This is a genomic window from Povalibacter sp. (assembly GCF_036520495.1).
Taxonomy (GTDB): Bacteria; Pseudomonadota; Gammaproteobacteria; order Steroidobacterales; family Steroidobacteraceae; genus Steroidobacter.
On the sequence record NZ_DATDJO010000068.1, the window covers coordinates 81,510 to 104,335 of the forward strand.

At 60.8% G+C, this 22,826-nt stretch carries 19 protein-coding genes; 12 read left to right on the plus strand and 7 right to left on the minus strand.

Annotation, left to right across the window (positions count from 1 at the left end; all coding sequences use genetic code 11):
• Positions 1 to 292: 292 nt before the first annotated feature.
• Complete coding sequence (locus VIZ63_RS23610; protein WP_331612277.1) at positions 293 to 1,072, plus strand: Ku protein; 780 nt, start codon at positions 293 to 295, stop codon at positions 1,070 to 1,072.
• Complete coding sequence (locus VIZ63_RS23615) at positions 1,065 to 2,051, plus strand: Ku protein (protein ID WP_331612278.1); 987 nt, start codon at positions 1,065 to 1,067, stop codon at positions 2,049 to 2,051. The genes VIZ63_RS23610 and VIZ63_RS23615 overlap by 8 nt, the downstream gene beginning before the upstream one ends.
• Before the next feature lie 279 nt (positions 2,052 to 2,330).
• Here VIZ63_RS23615 and hfq read toward each other — a convergent pair whose 3' ends face one another.
• Complete coding sequence (gene hfq / locus VIZ63_RS23620; protein ID WP_331612279.1) at positions 2,331 to 2,534, minus strand: RNA chaperone Hfq; 204 nt, start codon at positions 2,532 to 2,534, stop codon at positions 2,331 to 2,333.
• A 572-nt stretch (positions 2,535 to 3,106) separates the two neighbouring features.
• Between hfq and VIZ63_RS23625 the strand changes: the two genes are divergently transcribed.
• The gene (locus tag VIZ63_RS23625) at positions 3,107 to 6,643 is read left to right on the plus strand and encodes a chemotaxis protein CheB (RefSeq protein WP_331612280.1); all 3,537 of its coding nucleotides are present in this window, start codon (positions 3,107 to 3,109) and stop codon (positions 6,641 to 6,643) included.
• The gene (locus VIZ63_RS23630; protein WP_331612281.1) at positions 6,640 to 7,014 is read left to right on the plus strand and encodes a response regulator; all 375 of its coding nucleotides are present in this window, start codon (positions 6,640 to 6,642) and stop codon (positions 7,012 to 7,014) included. Before VIZ63_RS23625 ends, VIZ63_RS23630 begins: the two co-directional genes overlap by 4 nt.
• Before the next feature lie 321 nt (positions 7,015 to 7,335).
• On the opposite strand, the gene VIZ63_RS23635 is transcribed toward VIZ63_RS23630, so the two are convergent.
• The 3 genes from VIZ63_RS23635 to VIZ63_RS23645 form a co-directional block, all read right to left on the minus strand.
• The gene (locus tag VIZ63_RS23635; RefSeq protein WP_331612282.1) at positions 7,336 to 9,459 is read right to left on the minus strand and encodes an ATP-binding protein; all 2,124 of its coding nucleotides are present in this window, start codon (positions 9,457 to 9,459) and stop codon (positions 7,336 to 7,338) included.
• A 227-nt stretch (positions 9,460 to 9,686) separates the two neighbouring features.
• Complete coding sequence (locus VIZ63_RS23640) at positions 9,687 to 11,708, minus strand: AAA family ATPase (protein ID WP_331612283.1); 2,022 nt, start codon at positions 11,706 to 11,708, stop codon at positions 9,687 to 9,689.
• A gap of 920 nt (positions 11,709 to 12,628) precedes the next feature.
• Entirely contained in the window at positions 12,629 to 13,327 is a 699-nt protein-coding gene (locus tag VIZ63_RS23645; RefSeq protein WP_331612284.1) for a DUF899 domain-containing protein, read from the minus strand.
• 208 nt (positions 13,328 to 13,535) lie between these two features.
• Between VIZ63_RS23645 and VIZ63_RS23650 the strand changes: the two genes are divergently transcribed.
• On the plus strand, positions 13,536 to 14,285 hold the full coding sequence (locus VIZ63_RS23650) for a sulfite exporter TauE/SafE family protein (RefSeq protein ID WP_331612285.1): 750 nt from the start codon (positions 13,536 to 13,538) through the stop codon (positions 14,283 to 14,285).
• A gap of 152 nt (positions 14,286 to 14,437) precedes the next feature.
• On the opposite strand, the gene VIZ63_RS23655 is transcribed toward VIZ63_RS23650, so the two are convergent.
• Entirely contained in the window at positions 14,438 to 15,292 is an 855-nt protein-coding gene (locus VIZ63_RS23655; protein WP_331612286.1) for a HAMP domain-containing sensor histidine kinase, read from the minus strand.
• Between VIZ63_RS23655 and VIZ63_RS23660 the strand changes: the two genes are divergently transcribed.
• The 7 genes from VIZ63_RS23660 (at position 15,185) to VIZ63_RS23690 (ending at position 20,623) form a co-directional block, all read left to right on the plus strand.
• The gene (locus VIZ63_RS23660) at positions 15,185 to 15,418 is read left to right on the plus strand and encodes a hypothetical protein (protein WP_331612466.1); all 234 of its coding nucleotides are present in this window, start codon (positions 15,185 to 15,187) and stop codon (positions 15,416 to 15,418) included. The two genes, VIZ63_RS23655 and VIZ63_RS23660, sit on opposite strands and share 108 nt — an antisense overlap.
• A 517-nt stretch (positions 15,419 to 15,935) precedes the next feature.
• Complete coding sequence (locus VIZ63_RS23665; protein WP_331612287.1) at positions 15,936 to 16,415, plus strand: hypothetical protein; 480 nt, start codon at positions 15,936 to 15,938, stop codon at positions 16,413 to 16,415.
• Complete coding sequence (locus VIZ63_RS23670; RefSeq protein ID WP_331612288.1) at positions 16,412 to 17,902, plus strand: ATPase domain-containing protein; 1,491 nt, start codon at positions 16,412 to 16,414, stop codon at positions 17,900 to 17,902. The genes VIZ63_RS23665 and VIZ63_RS23670 overlap by 4 nt, the downstream gene beginning before the upstream one ends.
• A complete protein-coding gene (locus VIZ63_RS23675; RefSeq protein WP_331612289.1) occupies positions 17,895 to 18,683 on the plus strand; it encodes a GGDEF domain-containing protein in 789 nt (262 codons plus the stop codon). The genes VIZ63_RS23670 and VIZ63_RS23675 overlap by 8 nt, the downstream gene beginning before the upstream one ends.
• 615 nt (positions 18,684 to 19,298) lie before the next feature.
• The gene (locus VIZ63_RS23680) at positions 19,299 to 19,541 is read left to right on the plus strand and encodes a hypothetical protein (protein WP_331612290.1); all 243 of its coding nucleotides are present in this window, start codon (positions 19,299 to 19,301) and stop codon (positions 19,539 to 19,541) included.
• A complete protein-coding gene (locus tag VIZ63_RS23685; protein ID WP_331612463.1) occupies positions 19,481 to 20,137 on the plus strand; it encodes a DUF3313 family protein in 657 nt (218 codons plus the stop codon). The genes VIZ63_RS23680 and VIZ63_RS23685 overlap by 61 nt, the downstream gene beginning before the upstream one ends.
• 18 nt (positions 20,138 to 20,155) lie before the next feature.
• Positions 20,156 to 20,623: a putative toxin-antitoxin system toxin component, PIN family gene (locus tag VIZ63_RS23690; RefSeq protein WP_331612291.1), complete on the plus strand. Its 468-nt coding sequence runs from the start codon at positions 20,156 to 20,158 to the stop codon at positions 20,621 to 20,623.
• 44 nt (positions 20,624 to 20,667) lie between these two features.
• Here the strand turns inward: VIZ63_RS23690 and tsaA are convergent, their stop codons facing one another.
• Both tsaA and VIZ63_RS23700 read right to left on the minus strand, forming a co-directional pair.
• Positions 20,668 to 21,498, minus strand: a complete 831-nt coding sequence (tsaA, locus tag VIZ63_RS23695; protein ID WP_331612292.1) for a tRNA (N6-threonylcarbamoyladenosine(37)-N6)-methyltransferase TrmO — start codon at positions 21,496 to 21,498, stop codon at positions 20,668 to 20,670.
• A gap of 144 nt (positions 21,499 to 21,642) precedes the next feature.
• The gene (locus VIZ63_RS23700; protein WP_331612293.1) at positions 21,643 to 22,323 is read right to left on the minus strand and encodes a DUF4328 domain-containing protein; all 681 of its coding nucleotides are present in this window, start codon (positions 22,321 to 22,323) and stop codon (positions 21,643 to 21,645) included.
• Positions 22,324 to 22,826: the final 503 nt, after the last annotated feature.

Here is a 22,826-nt window from a genome sequence, read left to right on the forward strand (position 1 = left end):
GAACAATCGTCGAATTCCTGGCTTTAATGACACAGGTTGACCTGTATGCCCATACGCCGCCCCACACCCCTCTCAGTAGTCCCCTGGTGGCTCGGACCGGGAGAAGAAGTGTGTCCGCACTGCGGAGAGTCATATGTGTATGAACTGCAGTTCCTGTGCACCGAATGCGATGGTCCAGGATGCGTGAATTGCACAGAACTGCACGCAGACGGTCATCGCCATGTCTGTTCAGGTTGTGCGAATCAGGCGCGGGTGAACGCCAGGCGTACAGCCAGATCCGGGAAGCGTCCGCGTGGCTAGAGCGATGTGGAAAGGCGTGCTTCACATCGGCGCGCAGACGCTCGCGGTCAAGTTGTACTCAGCGGTCGAGGATCGAAGCATTCACTTTCGATTGCTGCATCGGACCGACCAGGCCCCGGTGGAACAGCACATCGTGAGAAAGGACACTGGCAAGGATGTGCCGAAGGAGGACATTCGCAAGGCGTTTGCGATCACTGGCGATACTGCGGTCATTCTGGAGCCCGACGAATTGGCCACCCTGGTGCCGCCGGAGTCGCGTGACATCGAGCTGTGTCGCTTTGTGCCTCGTGATGCCATCAGCGATCAGTTCTTCGACAGGCCTTATTACCTGGGCCCGGAACGAAACACTGCGGACTATTTTGCCCTCGCGCAGGCACTGGAAAACAGCAACCTCATCGGCATCGCACGTTGGGTCATGCGCAACAAGCGCTACCTGGGTGCGTTGACGGCAACCCAGGGCTATCTGGCGCTCACGACGTTGCGGCGGGCCGAGCAGGTGCTGAGTTTCTCGGGGGTGCAGCCGGCAAAGTCGGCCGCGCCGAGCGCCAATGAACTCAAGCTCGCCGAGCAACTGGTGTCGTCGATCTCAGGGGATTTCGATCCTCAGCAATGGCAGAACGAGTACCGGGCACGTCTGCGGAAAATGATCGAGGCAAAGGCGCGCGGCGAGAAGCCGCCCGCCCACAAAGCCACGAAGAAGCGTCCGTCAGCGGATCTTGCCGCGAGCCTGAAGGCGAGTCTCGCTGCCGTGAAGGAGCGCCGCGTTGCCTAGACGCACCCGCTCATCTGCCGCGAGCGATGGGACGCACACCGCCCCCGTCCGCTCGATCTGGAGCGGAACCATCACCTTCGGGCTGGTCAGTATTCCCGTGGATCTGTTGTCGGCAGTGCAGCCGCGACATACGGCCATGAAGCTCGTCGACAAAGACGGTCACGCGCTGGGCCGTCAGTTTCGTTGCTCCAGGGATGACAAGAAGCTCAATAACGATGACCTGGTGCGCGGTTACGAAACCGACTCGGGCAAGATGTTGCCCGTCACCGACGCCGAGTTCGAATCGGTCGCACCAGAAATGTCAGGCGACATCGATCTGCACAGTTTCGTACCGCTCGAACACATTCCGGCGCTGTACTTTCAGAAGCCGTATTTTCTGGCGCCCTCCGGCAAATCCAGCAAGGCGTATCACCTGCTCGCCGCAACGATGGAGCGCACCGGACGTGTCGGGATCGGCGGCTTCATCATGCGCGGTCACGAATATCTGGTGGCCATCCTCTCCGATCACGGCGTCCTGCGCGCGGACACTCTGCGCTACGCGGATGAGATTCGCTCTCCCGGTTCGATCGGGCTGCCAAAGCTTGCCCGCATAACCGCCGGCAAAGTCACTCGCTTCGTGAAGGCCATCGAGGCACTGAAGCACCGCACTCTGAGCCTGTCGGAGCTGGAAGATCGGGACGCCGAGGCGCTCGAGAACCTTGCCAGGTCCAAGCGCACGGATGAAGACCGCGTGATTCATCGACGCGACCTGGAAGACGCAGAGCCACGCGCTGGCGCGAGCGCCCAGATCATCGACCTGATGGACGTGCTGCGAAAAAGTCTCGCGAAGGACGTCGTAGTCAGGAGTGGCGCAAGCAGCCCGCCCGTCTCTCTGGCGGTGCATCGCGCGCGCCGCTTGAAGGCGAAGGCAAAGAGCGACAGACGCAAAGCGCCGGGCGCGCGACGCAAATCCGCAAAACGCAAATCCGCAAAACATTGACGCTCTGAATCCAGATTCATCGATGTTGCCCCCGAACCCATGCTCACTCGAGAGAGCGATAGCCCCTCATGGCGTTTCGGATCGAATCCGCCATCGATCACTTTCTACTTGCGGGAAGACCTTTAAAATCCCGATGCATCGGGCAGAGGTTCAGAAATCTGCGAGCGTCGACACCCCGGGTGACGCTTCGCGCGCAACTCGCTATCACGCGCAGTCGGCCATTCGCCTGGCCAGCTGAATGATTCAACTCGTTGATGACGCTGGCCCGCGCCGACAAATCTACGCTTTGAGCGGCACCACGGTGGCAATCGCGTGCTTGTACACGAACTGAACGACGCCATTCCCCAGCATGACCGCGAACCGATCGAAGGAGACGATCACCCCTTGCAACCGAATCCCGTTCACGAGGTAGATCGACACGGGGGTGCCCGCATTCTGAAGCGCGCCCAAGATCTGGTCTTGCGACGATTGTTCTATGGTCACGACTCTATTTCCCGCGGATGCAACTACTCACTGCGACCGGCCGATGACAATGCTCGCTTGCGTTGCGGCCATTGCATCCTGTCGAGGAGTTCGAACGAAGAAGCGAAGGGTACCAGTAACGATCGAATGAGCGGGTCGAACTGCATCATTTCCGGGAACATTCTCTCGTGGCAAGAGGCGCGACGAGGGAAGACCCGATATGACCGGGACGCACAGCGACAAATCCAGCGCATGCGTGTCGCGAGATCCACGGGCGCGCAGGCAGGCTCTGAAATGGCGGAACACAGGCACTTCTCGCTGCCGACCGGCGTGAAGTCTGCTTCTGCGATCCCCGACAGCCCGTCACCGATGTAATTGTTTACCCGCCACCGTAACTCGCTGCGACGATTCGATTTTTGTGGTGTACGCTTCAGCCGACACATCAGTGCCTTGGGAGGCATGGGGAACGGCAAGTCGCGCTCGCCCAACATTCAAACAGGAGCGGCAGCGCCCGTTCCTGAGGCATGCATTATATGGCTGGGCGCGAGCAGAAGACGGATCGTCGGGGCAAGCGTAAGACACCTGAAAAACAAGTGGCTCGCGGTGTCCCCAAGGCGCGTGTGCGTCCGGCCACGCCCGCGCTTGCTCCCCTGGTGGTTGGAATCGGCGCCTCTGCCGGTGGCCTGGAAGCATTCCGGACATTCTTCGGCCATATGCCGCCGGATTCGGGCATGGCCTTCGTGCTCGTGCAACATCTCGATCCCCACCACAAAAGCATGCTGGTCGAGCTGATCGCCAGTCACACCGCCATGCAAGTGGCGGAGGCGAAGGACGGGGCTCGGGTGGAACCGAACCACCTCTACATCATTCCTCCGAATGCCACGCTGACGCTGCGAGGCCGGACCTTGCGAGTGTCAAAGCCCGCGCCTCCGCGGGAAAGCCGCCGACCCGTCGATACTTTTTTCGAGTCGCTGGCCGAGGATCAGGGCGAGCACGCGATCTGCATCGTACTGTCCGGTACCGGTAGCGACGGCACGTTGGGCGTGCGCGCGATCAAGGAGCATGGCGGACTGACCCTGGCGCAGGCCTGGAACCATTCCACCGCCATGAGCGGCATGCCGCAAAGTGCGGCGGCGACAGGACTGGTGGATCACATCATTCCCGTCGCCGAGATGCCGGCGTTGCTGCTCGACTATCAGCAGCACTTGCATCGGGTCGCGCCACAAAAAGATGGCGACGGCACGCGACGTGACATGCCCGAACATGTGGCGGAGATCTGCGCGTTGCTGCGGGTTCGTTCCGGCCATGACTTCGCGGGTTACAAGATCAGTACCTTGCTACGCCGTATCCAGCGCCGCATGCAGGTGTTGCGGATCGACACCGTACCGGCGTTCGTGGAGCGGCTGAACAAGGAGCCCCGGCAACTGGACCTGCTGTTTCGCGAGTTCCTCATCAGCGTGACGCAGTTCTTCCGTGACTCCGGAGCCTTCGAAACGCTGGAGACAGTCGTTATCCCTCGAGTGCTGGAGCAGAAGGGCGACCACGATGCGATCCGCATCTGGGTTCCGGCGTGCGCCACGGGTGAGGAGGTCTACTCGATAGCCATTCTGATCCGGGAGGCGCTGGAACGTCAGGGGCTGCAGCTCAAGGTGCAGATCTTTGGCACGGACATCGACGATGCGGCGGTGACCATCGCACGCGCGGCCCGCTATACGGGAAAAATGCCGGGCATTTCGCCACAGCGGATCGAGCGCTGGTTCATAGAGGACGGCGATGACCTGTGCCCGGTACGGGAGATCCGCGAGATGTGCATCTTCTCGACCCACAGCGCCATCAAGGATCCACCCTTCTCGCGACTGGACCTGATCTCCTGCCGCAACCTGCTCATCTACCTCGAGCCGCATCTGCAGGATCGCCTCATGCAGACATTTCACTATGCCTTGAGGCCCGGCGGCTATCTCTGCCTGGGTCAGTCCGAGACCATTGCACGCAAGACGAATCTCTTTTCCGCTCTGGACAAGAAGAACAGGATTTTCCAGCGCCGGGACACGGCAACCGCTGCGCCGGGTTCGATGTCGATACCTGCAGCAGCCAGGGCAGAGCCGCCAGTTGCTCGTGCCGTTCAGAGGGCGATGGATCCAGTGGACGCCGAGGCGCGGCGCATCATGGAGAAGCATCTGCCGCCCTATGTCGTGATCGACCGCAATCACGAGATCCTGCGCTTCTCCGGGGGCGAGATCGGCCGCTATCTGGAGCCCTCGCCAGGCACCGCAAGCCTGAATCTGCTGCAGATCGTGCGCAAATCCCTGCGACCCGCCGTGCGTTCGGTGGTGAGACGTGCCGCGAAAGGAACTGAACGACCGGCACTGGAGCACGCCACGATCAAGATCGCCGGCAAGGTTCACTCGGTTACCCTGTCGGCGGAATCCATCGACGACAGCAGCGGCAAAGACGATGACTACTGGATCGTGGCATTCCAGGAGCTTCCGTTTGCAGCCTCTGCGACGCGTACCAGGGCTCACAGCGACGCCTCGCATCCTGACGTCGAGGAACTGGAGCAGGAACTGCAGACGACCAAGGCGCAGCTGCGTTCCACCATCGACGAACTGGAAACCTCTGTCGAGGAAATGAAATCGGCCAACGAGGAGTACCAGTCGGTCAACGAGGAATTGCAGTCCTCGAATGAGGAGCTCGAAACAGCCAAGGAGGAAATGCAGTCGGTCAACGAGGAACTGCAGACCATCAATGCGGAAATGGTCAGCAAGAACGACCAGCTCACGCATCTCAACAGCGACCTGAAGAACCTGCTCGACAGCACGCAGATTCCGACCATCTTCCTGGACAGCTCGCTGCATATCCAGCGATTCACGCCGGCAATGACTGACCTCTTCCACCTGCGCGAGGGAGATCGCGGCAGGCCGATCACCGACCTCGCCGCACGCATGAATTACTCGGAGCTGTCGCAGGACGTGGACAAGGTCCTGCGTACCCTGGCGGTCGTCGAGCGCGAGGTCAGCATCCTCGAGCGGCATCTGTTTTTTCTCATGCGTATCCGACCGTATCGCACGGTCGACAACAAAGTTGACGGGGTAGTCATCACCTTCGTCGATATCACCGAACGTAAGCACAACGAAGCAACGCGGGCACAACTGGCCTCCATCGTCGATTCTTCGCAGGATGCGATCATCGGTCACCATCTGAACGGATCCATCACGAGCTGGAACAGCGGCGCGCAAAGGATGTTTGGGTATTCTGCCGATGAAATCATCGGCGAAAGCATCGACGTGCTGGTGCCGGCAAACAGCCCGAGCGAAGAAGCGGGAATTCTTCAGCGTGTAAGCGGCGGTCAGCGCATCGAGCACTTCGAAACCGAGCTGTTGTGCAAGGACGGTCAGCCTATCGAAGTCTCGCTGAGCATTTCTCCGATCAAGGATCACACCGGACAGATCATCGCAGCCTCGACCATCGCGCGAGATTTTACGCAGCGTAAGTACTCTGAGGATCAGCGAAACCTGCTGCTCGCGGAGCTCGATCACCGCGTAAAGAACACACTGATGATCATCAGCGCACTGGTTGCCCAGACCATCCGCCATACCGACTCGCCGGCGGCGTTCGGCGCGATCATCGAAGGACGTATCCAGGCACTGAGCCGGGTACACAATCTGCTCAATCTTCACGATCAGACTCACGCTGAATTGCGCGCGGTCGTGGCCGGCGAGCTTGCTGCGTTTGGCGCGGGTAAGGATGGTCGGGTCGTCATCGACGACGGGGCACGGGTATGCCTGACGGCAAAGGCCACCCAGACGCTCGCGATGGCGTTTCACGAACTGTGCACGAACGCCGCCAAGTACGGGGCGCTCTCGACTGCGGAGGGCGCGATCCAGATCAGCTGGCATGTCGCAAACTCAGCGCATCCTCCGCGGCTGAAAATTCAATGGAGCGAAAGCGGTGGCCCGCCGGTTTCGCCGCCTACCCGCCGCGGATTCGGCAGCCAGCTGATCGAGAGAATCGTCCACTACGAGCTTCAGGCCACCGTGCAACGCGACTTTCTCGCCGCAGGTGTGCACTGCTCGATCGAATTCCCGCTGACGGATAAGACGGGCTATCTAATGACAGAGAGCACCCCATGAGTATGCAAACCACGGACCTTCGCGGGCTGCAGGTTCTTGTGGTCGAAGACGAGATGATCGTGGCGCTCGAGATCGAAGATCTGTTGCGTGACGCGGGCTATGAAGTTGTCGGGCCCGTCGGCACCCTCCCGGAAGCGCTGGATCTGGCGCGGAACCGGTCGTTGGACGCCGCCATCCTCGATATCAACCTGGACGGGCAATGGAGCGTTCCGGTCGCGGTGGAACTGCAGCGACGCAGCATCCCCTTTATTCTCGCCACCGGTTACGCCGACTCGGCCCTGCCCGCACACTGGCGTGACCTGCCCCGATTGATGAAACCATTCAACGGCGGCGACCTCGCGAAGGTCATGGAAACGATTCTTCAACGCTGAGGGCTGCTGCGGAACAACGGACGTAGCATGCCGTTGAGCCCTGCGGAGAACACATCGATCGCCGTCCTACGGCGGAGCCCATACCTGCCTTGAGCGCCCCGGTCGGCGCGCAAGAATCCCGATGCGGGACATCGCGTGGTTCGCAGTTCATTCAGGACGTCGCGAATCGGATCGACGGGAAGTGATACCCGAAGTGCCGCAATTCGAGCTGCGCTTAGCGCAGCGTGTCGCGTTTCACTGCCACATCGAACCGCAGCGCGCTTTGCGCTTCACCTCGTCCGGCGACCTTGCTGCGACCTATCGGGAATGACGAATCTCGAATCAATCAGGTCGTCCCCAGACTTCCGCCCGCGCACGATCAAGCAGCGGGCGCACACGGCTCGCCAGCTGTGCGCGCGTGAATGGCTTGGTCAGCAGATCGGCCATGTGATCGGCGCCGTGATGGAAAACGGCATCGCGTGCATAGCCTGTCGTGAAAAGCACCGGCAGGCGCGGCCGCAAGACCCACGCCTCATTCGCCAACTGTCTGCCATTGCGCCCCGGCAGGCCGACATCCGTGAACAGCAAACGGATGCCAGGCTCGGCACGCAACAGGCTTAATGCAGCGTCGGAATCCCGGGCCTGCAATACGGTGAAGCCCAGCTCCTCCAGGCAATCGACGGTGTATTCGCGAACGTCATCCTCGTCTTCCACCACCAGAACGAGTTCGTCGGGGGCTGCCTGCACCCATCCTTCCTCGTGCGCCACCTTTGCCGCTGGCGGTCTGACGTCGCTGCGCGGCAGGTAGATCTTGACGGTCGTTCCCTGACCCACTTCGCTATATAGCCGAACGCGCCCGCCGGACTGCCTTACAAAGCCAAAGACCTGACTCAAGCCCAATCCCGTTCCCTGACCAGGCGGCTTGGTGGTGTAGAAGGGCTCGAACGCGCGCGCCACGACCTCCGGCGCCATGCCTCGCCCGGTATCACTCACGCAGATCACGACGTACGGGCCGGCGGGCAGTTGACCGAGTGCCATACCCAGCCGCGCCTCCATCTCGATGGATACGGTTTGAATCGTCAGGGCTCCAGGCCCCTCGATGGCATCGCGCGCATTGACCACGAGATTGATCAGTGCGTTCTCCAGTTGATTGGGGTCGACCTGAACCCAGCCCACTTCTGGCATGAGCGTCGACTCCACCGTGATGTTCTCGGGCAAGGTGCGTCGGATCAGATCGAGCAGCCCGCTGATCAGCCGATTGACGTCCGTGGATTTGGGATGCAGCGGCTGCCGGCGGGCAAAGGCCAGCAACTGGTGAGTCAGCGCGGCCGCACGCTCTGCTCCTTGCGTGGCATTGTCGATCGCGCGATGCAGGCGTTCGTCGTCGCGCGGCACGCGACGATAGATCGTATCGAGATTGCCCAGTATCACGGTCAGCATGTTGTTGAAGTCGTGCGCCACACCGCCCGTGAGCTGGCCGATCGCTTCCATCTTCTGGGATTGATTCAGCTGCTCCTGCATCACCCGTCGTTCGGTCATGTCACGGGTGATCTTGGCAAACCCGGTGAGGGTGCCGTCGGGCGCACGGATGGCGTCGATCAGGACGACGGCCCAGAAGGTCGAGCCGTCCTTGCGTACGCGCCAGCCTTCGCCTTCGAACTTGCCCGTTGTCCGGGCGATCTCGAGCGCACGCTGCGGCATCTGTTGAGCTCTGTCTTCAGCCGAGTAAAAGACGGAGAAATGGCGACCGATAATCTCCTCGGCTGAATAACCCTTGATGCGCGCCGCACCGGGATTCCAGGAGCCGACCCTGCCGCTCGGACTGAGCAGGAAGATCGCGCAATCGGAAATGCCATTGATCAGTTGCGCCAGCTGTCGCTCGGACTGCACCAGTTCGTCCGTCCGGCGCTGCACCTGCTGTTCGAGGTCGGCATTCAACGCTTGCAGTTGCCGGTGCAGGCGGGTACGTTCGATCGATTCCCAGCAGCGACTGGCCACCTGCTCTACGAGCGCGATCTCGAACTCTTGCCACTGCCGCGGTTGCGACTGGTGCACGGCCACGGCGGCGACGAAGCGCGACGCCTTGTGGAGCGGAACGCAAATGACCGCGCGGATCTCGGTCCGCCGATACAACTCGCGCACCTCGGCCGCTCGCGGGTCAGTACCCGAATCGGACACCACGTAGGGCTCGCCAGCCCGCATGAGGCGCAGGCACTCTTCGCCGAACGCGCTGAACGTATAGCGACCGACGATGCTGACCACACCGTCGCTGAAATTTCCCGTCAGATTGAACGTGTCCTGGTCGTCCTCCACATCGGCATAGGCACAGCCGTTGACCGCCAGATACCGCCCGAGAGCCGCAGCCGCCGTGGCCGTGATGTCGGCGGGATCGGCCAAGGGCCGGATAGCATCCTCGAGCGAAAGGAGAAATGCGGACTGGGGTTCGCGCTGCAGGGGGAACAACATGGAACGATGCTGCGAGTGTCCTGGGCTGCTGTGAGATGAGGAAACGAACCCACCCACAACGCACGGCACGGCGGCATGTTTCCTCATATTTGCGGCCGGGAACATGCAGCGCTTCGCCGAGGTCCAGGCCCGTTCACGCGCTAGCTGAACGGGATTCGATCAAACCCGACACCGGCGCGGAAATCTCCGCACATTCAGCAGCGAGGCAGAATAGACCCGCCGGGAGATCAACTGATTTTATGAAGGCGACTGTCTTCAGGAATCTGCAGCCCGGTTCCAGGGCCCGCAGGCGACGATTGCGCTCCGGCCACGCTGCCCCGCCTGCCTGAAATTTCCTCGATCCAGCTCCTCAATCGGCCGGGAACGATCAGCCGGCGTCGGGCCCGCGTGACTGCGACGTAGATGGCGGAACTGGCGGCAGCGAACGCGCCGTGTTTCGTATTCCAGGCACGGTCCACGGCGTCGGGCACCAGCATCACCGTATCGAACTCGCGATTGCGTACATCTTCAATCAAACCGAGCGCCGAGCCGCGCCCGCTCTGCTTGACGAACCGGGCGGCTGTCCTGCTCCAATCCTTGTTGTCGTAGCCTTTCTTGAGCATCCGATCGATGCGCTGCAAGCCGCCATTGTCGCAGTAGCGATTGACCAGCGCGTCCCATGACCCGAAACGAAACAATTCACCATGGCGTGGCCGCGTGCCATGCCGATAGAGTTCGATGCAGTCATTGACGAACATGGTGAGGTCATCACGACTGCTCATCAGTTCGAAGTCCGCATTCTGTGCTGCCAGACGTTGCGCCCACTCGAACAGGCCCCAGGTGTCACTCACCAGAATCGCAGCAGGCTGGTCGGGGAGCTCGGCCTTGTCGTAGTACGCAATTTCCGTCTGGTTGAACGGATTGCCGTGAAACGACAACTTGGTACCGCCCGGATGAATCGCGATGATCGGATTGACCATCCCCTCGATCAGTTGCCCCGAGCGGACGGAAGTCGTCACGACACGCTGACGGATGACGTTGGATCGCAGCTGCGGCCGTCCCTGCAGATTCTGATACTCATCGCCAAGACTGATCACGGCCTGCGGACTGCGGTCGAGAATCTGCAGCATCGGTTTGGCCAGGTCGTGGCACTCGTCGATCAGCACGTGCGTATAGCGCGCCGGGATGGTCCAGCGATTGAGCGCCGCCCATTTGACCCGATGATATCCGCGAACCGGCGGTTGGAAATCACGCGAGGGCGGCAGAAGAATCACCTTCCAGAATTCAGTGGCATGGTGCAGTACGAGCTGCCTCGTTGATTCGTCAAACGAGACCGAGCACCAGTCCGGAATATGCCCCACGTCGATTTCGTCATCGCCGCTGTAACAGAACCCGGCGACGGTGCTGCGAACGGCTCTGACAATGTCGCGCGCCAGGAACTCGCCACTCGACTGGATCCCAAGATGCCGTATGACGGCGTCATCCGGCAGGGTCACGGCGGAGAAATTGGTACGCCTCATGTGCCGATTGAGAGGGTCGGTGAGATCGGCCGGAATCATCTCGCTGACGAGCATGCCGAACCTGCGCGGGTACACGTGCGCGATCTGCCCCATACCCTCCAGTAGCGCCTCCAGTTGCCGCTGGCGCTCGGCCAGTACCAGGATTCTGGCGCCAGCAGGCTCGAGCATCGTCAGCAGGGACTTGATCAGATAGGACTTGCCCGTCCCCGCATACCCCTGAACGTGCAGGTGGTCGTCGGCTTGCGCCTTCACCTCCCTGAATATGCGACTCTGCTCCGCCGTGAGGACGCCAGGCTCACCCGTTGGCAGCTGAATTCGCTGCAGAGGCTCCGCCAGCCGCGTCCGATGCCGCTCCGGGAAGCCGGTGTCCCACTGGCCATCGACGGTCAGGTATTCCCGCTGCTCCAGTGCCTTGTCGTCGAGAAGCGCTATCCCGAAGTGCATGAGCAAGCGATGGCCTTCGCGGATCTTGTTGCGCTCAAGGATGCGAAGCGCTTCAGCGATAAAACCCGCCAGGCCGTCCCGTTGCACGTGCGCGTTACCGTTCCTGATCACTTCGCTCAGGATGAGATCCGGCGACAGCGAACGGCTTTGTCTCTTCTTCGGCAGGTACTGAAGCACGATCAGAGCTGCAATCTGCGACACCGTCAGGCCGGCGATCGCATCCTGGAGGCTCGCCGCTTCATCGAGGATCGGTCCCAGCAATCGGTCACTGATCGGCAGATACAGGGTGGCGGCGGTTCTAACCATGATGGACTTTCAAACTCAGCAGTACCCGATTCTAGGCTGTAGTCCTCACTAAAGGTTCGCTCTGCAACGCGACCGGGGTAATTAGTGCGCAAAGATCACGGCCGCGGCTGAGTGAACTGGCGAGAGTGTCTTCGGAATTCCTTTGTCACATCGCTCTCGCCGTCAAGGCTCGCGTGCGGCGGTGCTCCGATCGCACGCGAGTGTGCGCCGATCGCGTGCGCAAACCTTGACGGCGCGAGCGATGTGACATCCTGAAAAACATCCTCCAAACCGGTTTTCGCGTCATCTGTACGAAATTCGATCAATCTGACAGCAGCGCCGCAATTCTCCGCACCCCCCCGAAGTCAAGGTGCGCTTATGCAGAAGTTATCCACCGCAACTGTGGATATCCGCTGCAACCCCGCTTGCGCAACCGGCAGGCACACCCGCTGCCATTCCGGACAATGCATGCAAATGAAAAAGATTCATGCCTTGGGATGACGACAGTGCTCTGGCCAGCAAATAACGAACAGCGGGTACGCCGGTGCGCCTTTCTGCTGGTGCAGGCGTCGGGGTTGGCTCCTGATCCCGCACCGGTCGTGCGGGATTGCCCTATTGCTGACTCGCTGCCTGCTGGCCCAGCTTCAGGGACGGGTATGCCGGACAGAAAGAAGAAAAGGTGCTGCCGTTGCTGGAGAAAGCCGCCAGCTTCGGGGTCTACACCTGTCCCTACGAATCGGCCGCCGCGTATCTGAGCCTCGACGACACCGAACGCGCGCTCGCTTTGCTGAACGAGGCCGTCGAGAAGCGATGCGGCGCTGGCGTCGTACAGGCGATAACGCGTGTACGACGGTGCCGCGCCGCTGGCGCGACTGCGCCGTCACCATTCCGCCAGACTGCAGCGACCCCGTCGGGAGATGACGAACAGCAATCTACGGTGCTCAAGGATCCTTGCCGTATTCGTCGTGCCAACGCCACCACTGGTATGGCGGAGTCTGCGGATAGCCTGCCGGCGAATCCTCCCACTCTTCCTGACGACCGAGCGCAGTGATGTCGAGATAGTTCCAGGTATTGCCCATCTGCTCGTCGCCGCGGCTGTCGATGAAGTAAGTACGGAACATCTTGTCGCCATTGCGGATGAATGCGTTCGTGCCGTGCCACTCCCCCACACCGAAGTCGGCATCGAAGCTGTCCCGGATCGTGTACCACGGCATCTTCCATCCCATTCGCAGCTTCAGTCGTTCGATGTCTGACTGCGGCGCACGCGACGCGAAGACGAGCGTGGTGTCACGTGCGTTCAGATGCGTTACGTCGGCAACCTGATCGGCCAGGAACGAGCAGCCCACGCATCCATGATCGGGCCAGCCGCGCACGCCCGGCTCGAAGAAGGCGCGATAGACGATCAGCTGACGACGCCCGTCGAACAGGTCGAGCAGGCTCACCCGACCCGTGGGGCCATCGAATTCGTACGACTTGTCCACGGCAACCCATGGCATCCGTCGACGCTCAGCGGCCAGTGCATCCCGGGCTCGCGTCAGCGCCTTTTCCTTCGACAGGAGTTGCTGGCGCGCGGCCTCCCATTCCTTCGACGAAACGACAGGTGGAGGATCCGTGGGAAGATGTTTACCTGGATGAGACATCATTTGCTCCTTCGTCTCCGTTGGCGATTCAACTCCAGGACGGGCCTGAGCGCGGTGATCCGACAAAACTGGCGCCCCTTTGCGCAGGATTTCCGACCCTGCGAGCGACAAATGCCCTGCGGACTCGAGCGGAACTGAGTCTGCACATCAGCCGTCCGATGAACAGCTAGACTCCCATTCGTCTCTGAGCGATTTTTTCCAAGGCCGCATGCTGACCGACCCGCTCTTCTATTTAGTCGCGATCCCCGCGGTTGCCTTGATGGGCCTCGCGAAAGGCGGGTTTGCAGGTGTCGGTGCGATAGCAATGCCGTTGCTCGCCCTGCTGATCCCGCCAGTCCAGGCGGCGGCGATATTGCTGCCGCTGCTGATCCTGCAGGACGCAGTAGGGATCTGGGCGTTTCGCAAGAACTGGGACCGACAGATACTGACGCTCATGATCCCATCCGCCGCGATGGGAATTCTGTTCGGCTACTTGCTGGCAGCGAAGGTATCAGCCTCCGGCGTGCTTGCTGCGCTGGGATTCATTTCCATCGTCTTTGCCAGTTACCGCCTGTGGACTTCCCGCGGCGGGCGAGTATCCACACCCCGCAATGCATCTGCGATCCTCGGTGCAGCACTTGGCGTGGCGTCAGGCTTCACGTCGCAGATCGCGCATGCAGGACAGCCGCCTTTTCAGATGTGGGTGCTGCCCAAGGGCTTGCCACCACCCATCCTGGTAGGCACGACAGCGATCTTTTTCGGTGTGATCAACTGGCTGAAGGTTCCAGCTTATTTCGCGCTTGGACAATTCACGCGCGCGAACCTGATCACAGCGGCCGTACTGACGCCCATCGCGGTCGCCTCGACGCTGGCAGGCGTGTGGCTCGTGCGCAGGGTAAACGCAGAGAAGTTCTACACGCTCATCTACTCGCTCATGATCCTGGTGGGCGCGCAGTTGCTTTGGGAAGCGATGTCGTAGGAGCGCGAGCACTGAGCAATTGCGCGCTGCTGCCGATGCGGCACATGAGAACTCCCGGCATCTCCGGAAGCGCGAGAAGGTACTCGTGCCGACGACTTTACGACGGTCGTTGCTGTCGTCTGCCATCCAGCCCGGGATCCGCTCGTCAGATCTCAGCGGATTGGGAGCGTGAAGCGAAACATTGCACCCTTGCCGATGTCACTCTCCGCCCATATCCGGCCTCCATGAGCCTCGACGATCGCACGAGAGATGTTCAATCCAAGACCCAGACCACGACGCGAATTGTCATCGACCTGCCAGAACTGCTTGAATATGTGTGGCAACGCCAAAGGCGAGATGCCGGGACCGTCGTTATACAGCGCGAACGCGACGTGACCCGGTTGTCGCCCCGCATGCAGATTGACAGCACCTCCGCCTGGCGTGAACTTCATGGCGTTGCCGAGCAGGTTCGACAGTACCTGCACGATGCGGTCGTGGTCGAAGAATGCGTCGACGCTGCCGACGGGTATCTCGACCGTGAAGGTTATATTTCTGCTCGCGAACATCGGCTCATAGGTTCGCAATACTTCGAGCAGGAGCGCACCGACGTCGTGTTTCCGCCGCACGATACTCAGCGTGCCTGATTCGATCCGTGCGAGGTCGAGCAGATCGCAAAGAAGCCGCTCCATGCGCGCCACGCCCCGCATCACAGAATTGGCTGAAGTGCGCGTCGCGGGCTCCAACGTCGTCGCGGCGATCCTTTCAGTGTTGAGTGAAATCACGTTCAAGGGGCTGCGCAGGTCATGCGACACCATCGCCAGCACTTCATTTCCTGGCCCACTTGCGGCCCGGGCGCGTATCAGAGCCTCCGTTGTGCTGTCTGCCCGTTGTCGCTCGTATGACAACCGATCATCTGTCGCTTGTCGGAGATGCCGCATGTCGACTCGCAGAGCGTCGTGTTCGCGGCGTTCCGCTTCGACTGCGACATCGGATCGCTGCCGCTCGCGCAGCAGCATCATGTCCGCCATTTCCCGCTCGACCTTTTTGAGTTGATCAGCAGAATCTCTTTCGTCGGAGACCTTTGGATCGACAGAAGGCGCTTCGGACCGCTCGCGCGAAACGGTGCGGTCAGCGCCGTCGCGGAACCTGGATAATCTGGTGTCAGCGAATATGCGATCGCGCTCGATGAGGTCATCGAGTATTCGTCGCGAGTCCACAGCGTGCGCATGATCATCCATATCCGATGTTGCGCGTTCTGCTCCCAGGCTGGCGTCGGTATAGGCTCGCCCTTGATCAGCCTCGAAGATCGTTTGTCCCATCTCATGCTTCCTTACTTATGCAGCTCGTCCATTGACCCTGATGCCCCCTGAGAAGTCCGTCGGGTGACTATTGCGAGCGAATGGGCGCTGGCCGAGGCGCCGCACGCACGTTGGGACCACAATAGGCAGCGTATGGTGGAACTACAATAGGCAGTCAGCGTTGATCTGCCTGTGACCAGTCAGGTCTACAGTACGCTCTTGGCGCCTTCAGCCATCTGAGTGAAACCCTGCAAATCGGCACGACCACAGACATGGCGGGAGTTACCGAGGCATCGGCTTCGTCTATCCGTCAGAATGCGCAGGCTTCATCTGTCGCGTTGGCCGACGCGTTGGCCGATTCGCTCATCGGGCAATGCTTTTTCTGCCGTTTCCGGAGCAAAAGCACAAAGCCAATCAAACGGTCGTCATGCCGAACTACGTACAACATGCCCGTTCGAGCCTGACGCAACTCGCTGCGACCGGTGCCGATGCCCGGCGCATCGCTGACAGGGCGGTGTCGATGTGGTCCGATGTCGATGCTGCTCTGTCTCCAATCATCGGCCACCGTGGCGTTACAGCCCTTTTGAGACGCAGCCTCCTCCTGACTGTCCCGACGCATACCGCTTTGCTGACGGCGCACGCGGACGTGGATGCCCCCAGTGACTTCGGCGCGCTACGCGCTACGCTGGAACGGCAGTCAAGCGAGACCGCGATCGCGACGAATGATGCTCTGCTGCAGAAATTCGTCGATCTTCTGACCAATCTGATCGGCGAGTCGCTGACAGAGCGCCTGCTCCGCTCCGTTCCCGACACCCCTTCAAGCGACGGCGCCGTGCAGGAAACTTCGTCATGACAATCGGCAAAGCTCTGATCAACCGCCTGCACACTGGCGTACCGGGACTCGACGAGATTCTCGGCGGTGGCCTTCCGGAGTATTCGTTCAACATCATCGCCGGATCGCCGGGCTCCGGCAAAACGACGCTTGCTCACCAGATGATGTTTGCAATGGCCACTGCGCAGCGACCTGCCCTTTACTTCACGGTGCTGGGCGAGCCGCCGCTGAAAATGCTCCGCTATCAACAGCAGTTCGATTTCTTCGATAGCAAGCAGGTCAACCGCTCAGTCCACTTCTTCAATCTCAGCGAGGACATAGCTTCTGGCGACCTGGGCCAGGTACTCAGACGGATTTCGAGCGAAGTCGAGACGTACGCTCCATCGCTGGTGTTCATCGATTCGTTTCGCTCAGTGGTTCTCGCGGAGCAAAGTGGGAAGAACTCGTTCCTCGGCCTGCAACAGTTCATCCAGCAGCTCGGCACTCTCATGACGAGTTGGCAGGCCACGACGTTCCTCATCGGCGAATATTTTGCGGAGAACGATCCGAACCCCGTCTTCACTGTTGCCGATGGAATGATCTGGCTGCGCCAGAGCGTTCACCGCAATTCCGTGGTTCGAAAAATGGAAATCGCAAAGATGCGGGGAGCCGCAACGCTCGCCGGACTTCACACGTTCCGCATCACTCCCGGCGGCATCCATGTATTCGCACCGCCCCCCCTGGGTGTGAACTCAGGAGCTGACTCGGACCCGGCATCGCTGGTACCGACCCGATTGAGCCTCGGCGTCCCGGAGCTGGATGAGATGCTCGGCGGGGGTCTACCGCGCGGCTACTCCTTGCTGGTCGCCGGCCCCTCGGGGTCCGGCAAGAGCATTCTTGCGGGGGCGTTTCTGCAAGACGGCGGGCGTCGCGGGGAAACTGGCGTCATTGCCGCCTTCGAGCAGCGTCCAAACAAGTCCCGAGGGCACGCGATCACCGAACTCATCGACAGCGGCCGTGTAGGTGTGATCGATACGCGCGCCTTGAACGTGTCCGTCGACGAAATTACAGCTCTGCTCATCGCAGAGATTCATCGCCTCAAGGCGAGCCGCGTCGTCATCGATTCGCTGTCCGGGTTCGAGCTGGCGCTGGCGCCCACATTCCGCGATGACTTTCGTGAGTCTCTAGCGCGCATGATATCGGCGCTGGCCACCACCGGTGCCACCGTACTGATGACCTCGGAGCTGGAAGACCGGTACGACGATCTGCGTTTCAGCCCGTATGGCACTGCTTTCCTGACCGACTCGATCATCGTCCAGCGTTACATTGAAGTCGAAAGCCAGTTGAAACGGGTCATGGCCGTAGTGAAGGTGCGCGCGAGCAACCACTCGAACGATCTACGCTTGTTCGACATCGATAACGACGGCATCAAGATCCGGCAGAAGCTCGTGAGCTATGAGGGCTTGCTCGGCGGTCGGCCTACCCGGCGCGGCCGGGTACGCGACCCCGGCAGTGCTGACGATGACTGATCTCGACGACGAGCAACGTGCGGCCGATGGAGCAGCCCGACGACAGAACGTCGACGCGGCGCAGACGCTTGCACTGCTCAACGAGCAGGCGGACAGCATACGTGTAGAGCTGGCGCATTTGCGGCAAGAGCTCACCGACGTGCAGCGGGGGATAACGGCGGAGCGTTCGGTTCAACTGCGGGAGGCCAACGAGAAACTCGTTCTCGCGGCGCTGCACGCAGAGGGCATCGCCGATGCTGCCGTGAGCAGCCTGAGCGACCTCGCGCGCTCCACACAGCGCGATACGCTGACTGACACACCGAACAGAGCATTGATGCTCGATCGAATGGAAAGTGCGATCGCTCTGGCAAAGCGGCATGGAACGCGTGTCGCCGTTCTGTTCATCGACCTCGACGGCTTCAAGAAAATCAACGACACGCTGGGCCATGCGGTCGGCGACGCCACGCTGCAACTGGTGGCACGTCGCCTGGAGTCGGTGGTGCGCAATTCCGACACAGTGGCTCGTCATGGGGGAGATGAGTTCCTGGTGCTGATGTCGGAAATCTCGCAAGCGACGGATGCAGCGCTGATCACCGAGAAGATTCTTGCCGCATTTGCCGCGCCTGCCAAAGTGGACGGGTACGAGATCGATTTGATCGCCAGCATCGGCATTGCCGTGTACCCGGAGGATGGTAAGGACGCGAGCACGCTCATCGACCGGGCTGACACTGCCATGTACCGCGCGAAGAGGCAGGCGGGAAGCAGTTTCGACTTTTTCAATGAGCACACGGCCAGCGACTAAACAAGGATCACGCAGGCAGCCATTGATATAGGTCCGCCATCCCTCCGAGCAGGCGCGATAACACGGTCGGGTGGCTAGCTTCATGCCAATGACCCGTCCCAACCACTGTACGAGCGGTTTCATTGCGCGAGCGTCAGCGCGCGCGAAACTCGCGGTGTGCCTGAAGCCCGACATCGTTCGCGTCAGAGGCAAGCTGCGACGCTCTGAATCCCGACGCGATACCGATGACGCGCACGTCGCGCTCCCTCGACGCTGACTCAAATGAGCCCTTCCTTGACCGCAAGCTGCATCCGGGCATCCACCCGACGAATGAACCTGTACGGGTGCGGCTCCGGGCCGAGCGCGAGGCCCGTACGCGTCTCGATCCACTGCGCCTCTCGGTGGCCACCGGCTCGAACGTCACTGCATAGGCCATTGTTGGTTTGGGAGGCGACGTCGTAGGAACGCATCATCCGAGGCGCATCCTTTGAGCCATGTCGACGGAATTGGCGGACAGCCCGCCTCCCGTCAAGCAACATTCGCGACACCACTGCCCTATGTACTCATGGCGCCACCATCCGCGGAGAGGCAGAGTTCGCGGCGCCGACCTGTGTTAACTCATCAACAGGCACCGTCATGATCCGTCCAACAGCTGTCGTTCGACTTGACTGGACTCGATTGCTGGCCGGACTCCTCACTATTGCGCTGGCCCTCGGCGCGGCAGCTTTCAGCGACACGGCCGATGCCAGAAAAAAATTGCCGGAAGAAACGCCGGAAGGTTTGAAGCTCGTGCCCAGGACCAAGGTCTCGCAGTCTATCTGCGCGATGGCGTCACCTTCGGCGGCTACACGAAGTTCGCCGTCCTCGATTGCTACGTAGCATTCCGCAAGAACTGGAAACGCGATCAGAACGACAGCATGGACCCGTTCAAGCTGTCGGACAGCGACATGGAAAGGACCAAGACTGAACTGGCGGACGAATTCAAGAAGGTATGGACCAGGGAACTGACGGCCAAGGGCATGGCCGTGGTCACGACCACCGGCCCCGACGTTCTGATCCTGCGGCCCGCCATCATCAATCTCGAGGTGCAAGCGCCGGATACCATGCAGCCCGGCATCACCCACACGTTCTCGGCTTCGGCCGGCCAGGCAACGCTGTTCCTGGAACTCTATGATTCAGTCACCAGCGAGCTACTGGCGCGCATCTACGATGCCGAGGAAGTCGGCGACATGGGCTTCGTCAGCGTACGCAACAGTGTCACGAATCGTTCAGATGCCGATCGCATGCTGAAAAAATGGGCCGACCTGCTGAGTACGCATCTTCAGGATGGCTCGCGCCAGCGCACCGGCCAGGTAGCGGTCAGTCGTTACGCGGCATCAGCCACTCATGCCTGCATGCTGCGTCACAGGACAATGCGGATGCACGGTCGGCGCCAGGCCAGGCCCACCGCAGACTCAGGTCTTGCAGCAGTGTAAATATGCAAAACTTCAGGGATGCCATCTGAAAACCTATCGCCGTCCCGACTGGTGCTGGACACGAACATCGTTCTCGATTGGCTGGTGTTCCACGATTCCGCGACGCGTGATCTGGCGGCGGCGATAGAGGCGCGGCGCGTGCGGGCGCTCGTTCACCAGCATGCACTCGACGAACTGGAACGCGTGCTCGCATATCCGCAATGCCACCTCGCCGCCACCGCGCAACTGCAAGTGCTGGATCGCTATCGTGCCGTGGCAGCCGTGACATCGATGCCCGACGGCTACAGTCGCGACGATCTGCTGCTGCCGCCTCATTTCCCGCGCTGTCGTGACCGCGACGACGAGACATTCCTCGCCCTCGCCTATCACGCACGCGCGGACGGCCTCGTCACCAAAGACAAAGCTGTGCTGAAACTGCGAAAAAAGGCGCGGAGATTCGCAGTCGCCATCCTGACTCTGGCGGATCTGCCGTTGTTTCAACCGTGACTCATCAGGAGCGCGGCAACCCTCGCACGCTGCTCATACCAAAGCTACCCACCCCACCGCTCCCGAAACTCCCGATGCACCCGCAGCCCTGCATCGTTCTCGTCTGATGCGAGCTGTGACGCACGAAACCCGGACGCGATCGCGATGACGCGCACCTCGCGTCCCTCGACGCTGAAGCGAATGCGCCACTCTTTGACCGCAAGCTGCATCCCGTCATCCAGCCGACGGATGCGCCGGTACGGATGCGGCTCCGGGCCGAGCGTGAGTGTTGAGCGGATTCGTTCCTCGAGCGCGAGGCCCGTACGCGCTTCGATCCACTGCCCCTGTTCGGTGGCCACCGGCTCGAACGTCACTGCATAGGCGGTCACCGGATCTGCTGGCTGCGCCGAGCCACTGACGGGTTCAGCATCATCCAGCCAGCCGTTGCCTGCATCAGGATGGGAGTCCGTGTAAGCGATGTACGGCTTGATATCGAGAACGGGTGTGCCGTCGAGCATGTCGGAGTCGAGGACATGAAGATTCAAGCCGTCCGCCTTGTCCAACCGCACCACTGACAGGCCGATAGGGTTGGGCCGGTATGGCGAGCGCGTCGCGAAGACGCCTTTGCGGCCCGTGGTACTTCGGGGTGGCAACACCTTGGGACGCCAACCGGGATTGTGGTGGAACCAGAAGATCACCCAGATCCATTTCCAGCGCGCGAGATCGTCGAGTGCGTGTTCGAAATTACGGCCCGGCAGCAGTTCGATGCGCGCAGGCGCACCCTGCGCGGCCCGCGGCTGACGCGCCGCTTCGACTTTGGTGACGAGCGAACTGCGGACGATGCCGATGGGCTCGAGAACGAGGCGCGACAGATCTGTGTTTTGCAGCGAAGACATGGGCGCAGGATACGCCAACGTCGTCGTTTCAGTCGCAAGCAGTCAGCAGCAGATACACACTAAGGCTTCCAGGAGTCTTTCATCCATCCTCCGAGACTCGGTTTACTACGGCTTCGTCTTTATGCCGAGTGAACGATGGCCGCTTCAAGCCGTCGTGCTCACGATGCTCCCTGGCTCCGCAGCATCCGTCGCCGCTCGAGCCAACTCCTGATTGGCATGCATGCGACGGACCACGACCATGAAGAGGATGGCGAGCGGAATGCCGGCGATGTCCGACACTCGCGTTGCGAAGTTTGCCGCGAGCAGTTCGCGGATTTCATCTGCGCGCAACGACAGGCGAAAGGCTGCGTTCCCGCTCAGCGAAGACACGATGTAGAAAAACCACCAGGAAGCGAGCAGCCCGGAATCCGGCTCGGCATCCGGATTGCGCGGATTCGCACTGACACGCCAGATCTCCTTCATGGCTTGATACGGCTTCCACAGATTCAGGAAGGGAATGAAATACCAGCCAACGGCCCAGCCGGGAGAGAACTTCATGGCACCGGCTGCCAGATCTCTCGCATTCGAACTGGCGACGTAGATCCACCGAAGAATCCAGATGCCAGAGACGATATAGATGAGGAATTGGCAGCCGCCGACAATTCCTTGCCGAGTATCGCTGGCCTCCCCCGCCTGTATGAGCTCTGTCTCAGCGACGAAGTTGCCGTTCTGTATGTCGCGCAGAACACTATGTTCCATGGCCCCTGTGATGAGGCCGATGACGCTGATCGCGATCTGAAGATAGAGAAGCCGGACGGTCCAATTCGTCAGTTTCGTGAAATCCATTTTTATCCCGCCACGTATCTGGTTGTGTCAGACCCACTGACTGTCGTTCTTGTATAGACGGTTCGCGCGAGGGCCGGAGCAATTGATCACATAAGCGGGCCTGATTTTCGCGGCTCCGCAGCCGCAATTCCCTCGTACGCCCAGCGTCCGGGAAAAGTCGGGGTCTGAAACGCCAGATCTGTCCCCATCGTGTCCAGGAAACGGCCAGAGCCGACACGGCAGCGCGCAGACTATTTTCATCCGCTCACTGCTTGACACCGCGCCCTTCGCCGAACTTGTCTGCAGCGGGCGACTTCTACTCATGAAGTGCTTGGCAACACCACGGTGGATCACGCTACTGTGTGCACTCGCATCGAATAGCGTGACGCGCGTGCCGGGACACCGCGTCGCAGTACCGTATTTTTTGTCGCCAGTAAAATCACACGCGACCTGTTCCCGTACCGAGGAGTATCTGATGAAGTTTAGTGGTCTACATGTTTCCGTGTTGAGTTGCGCAGTTGCAG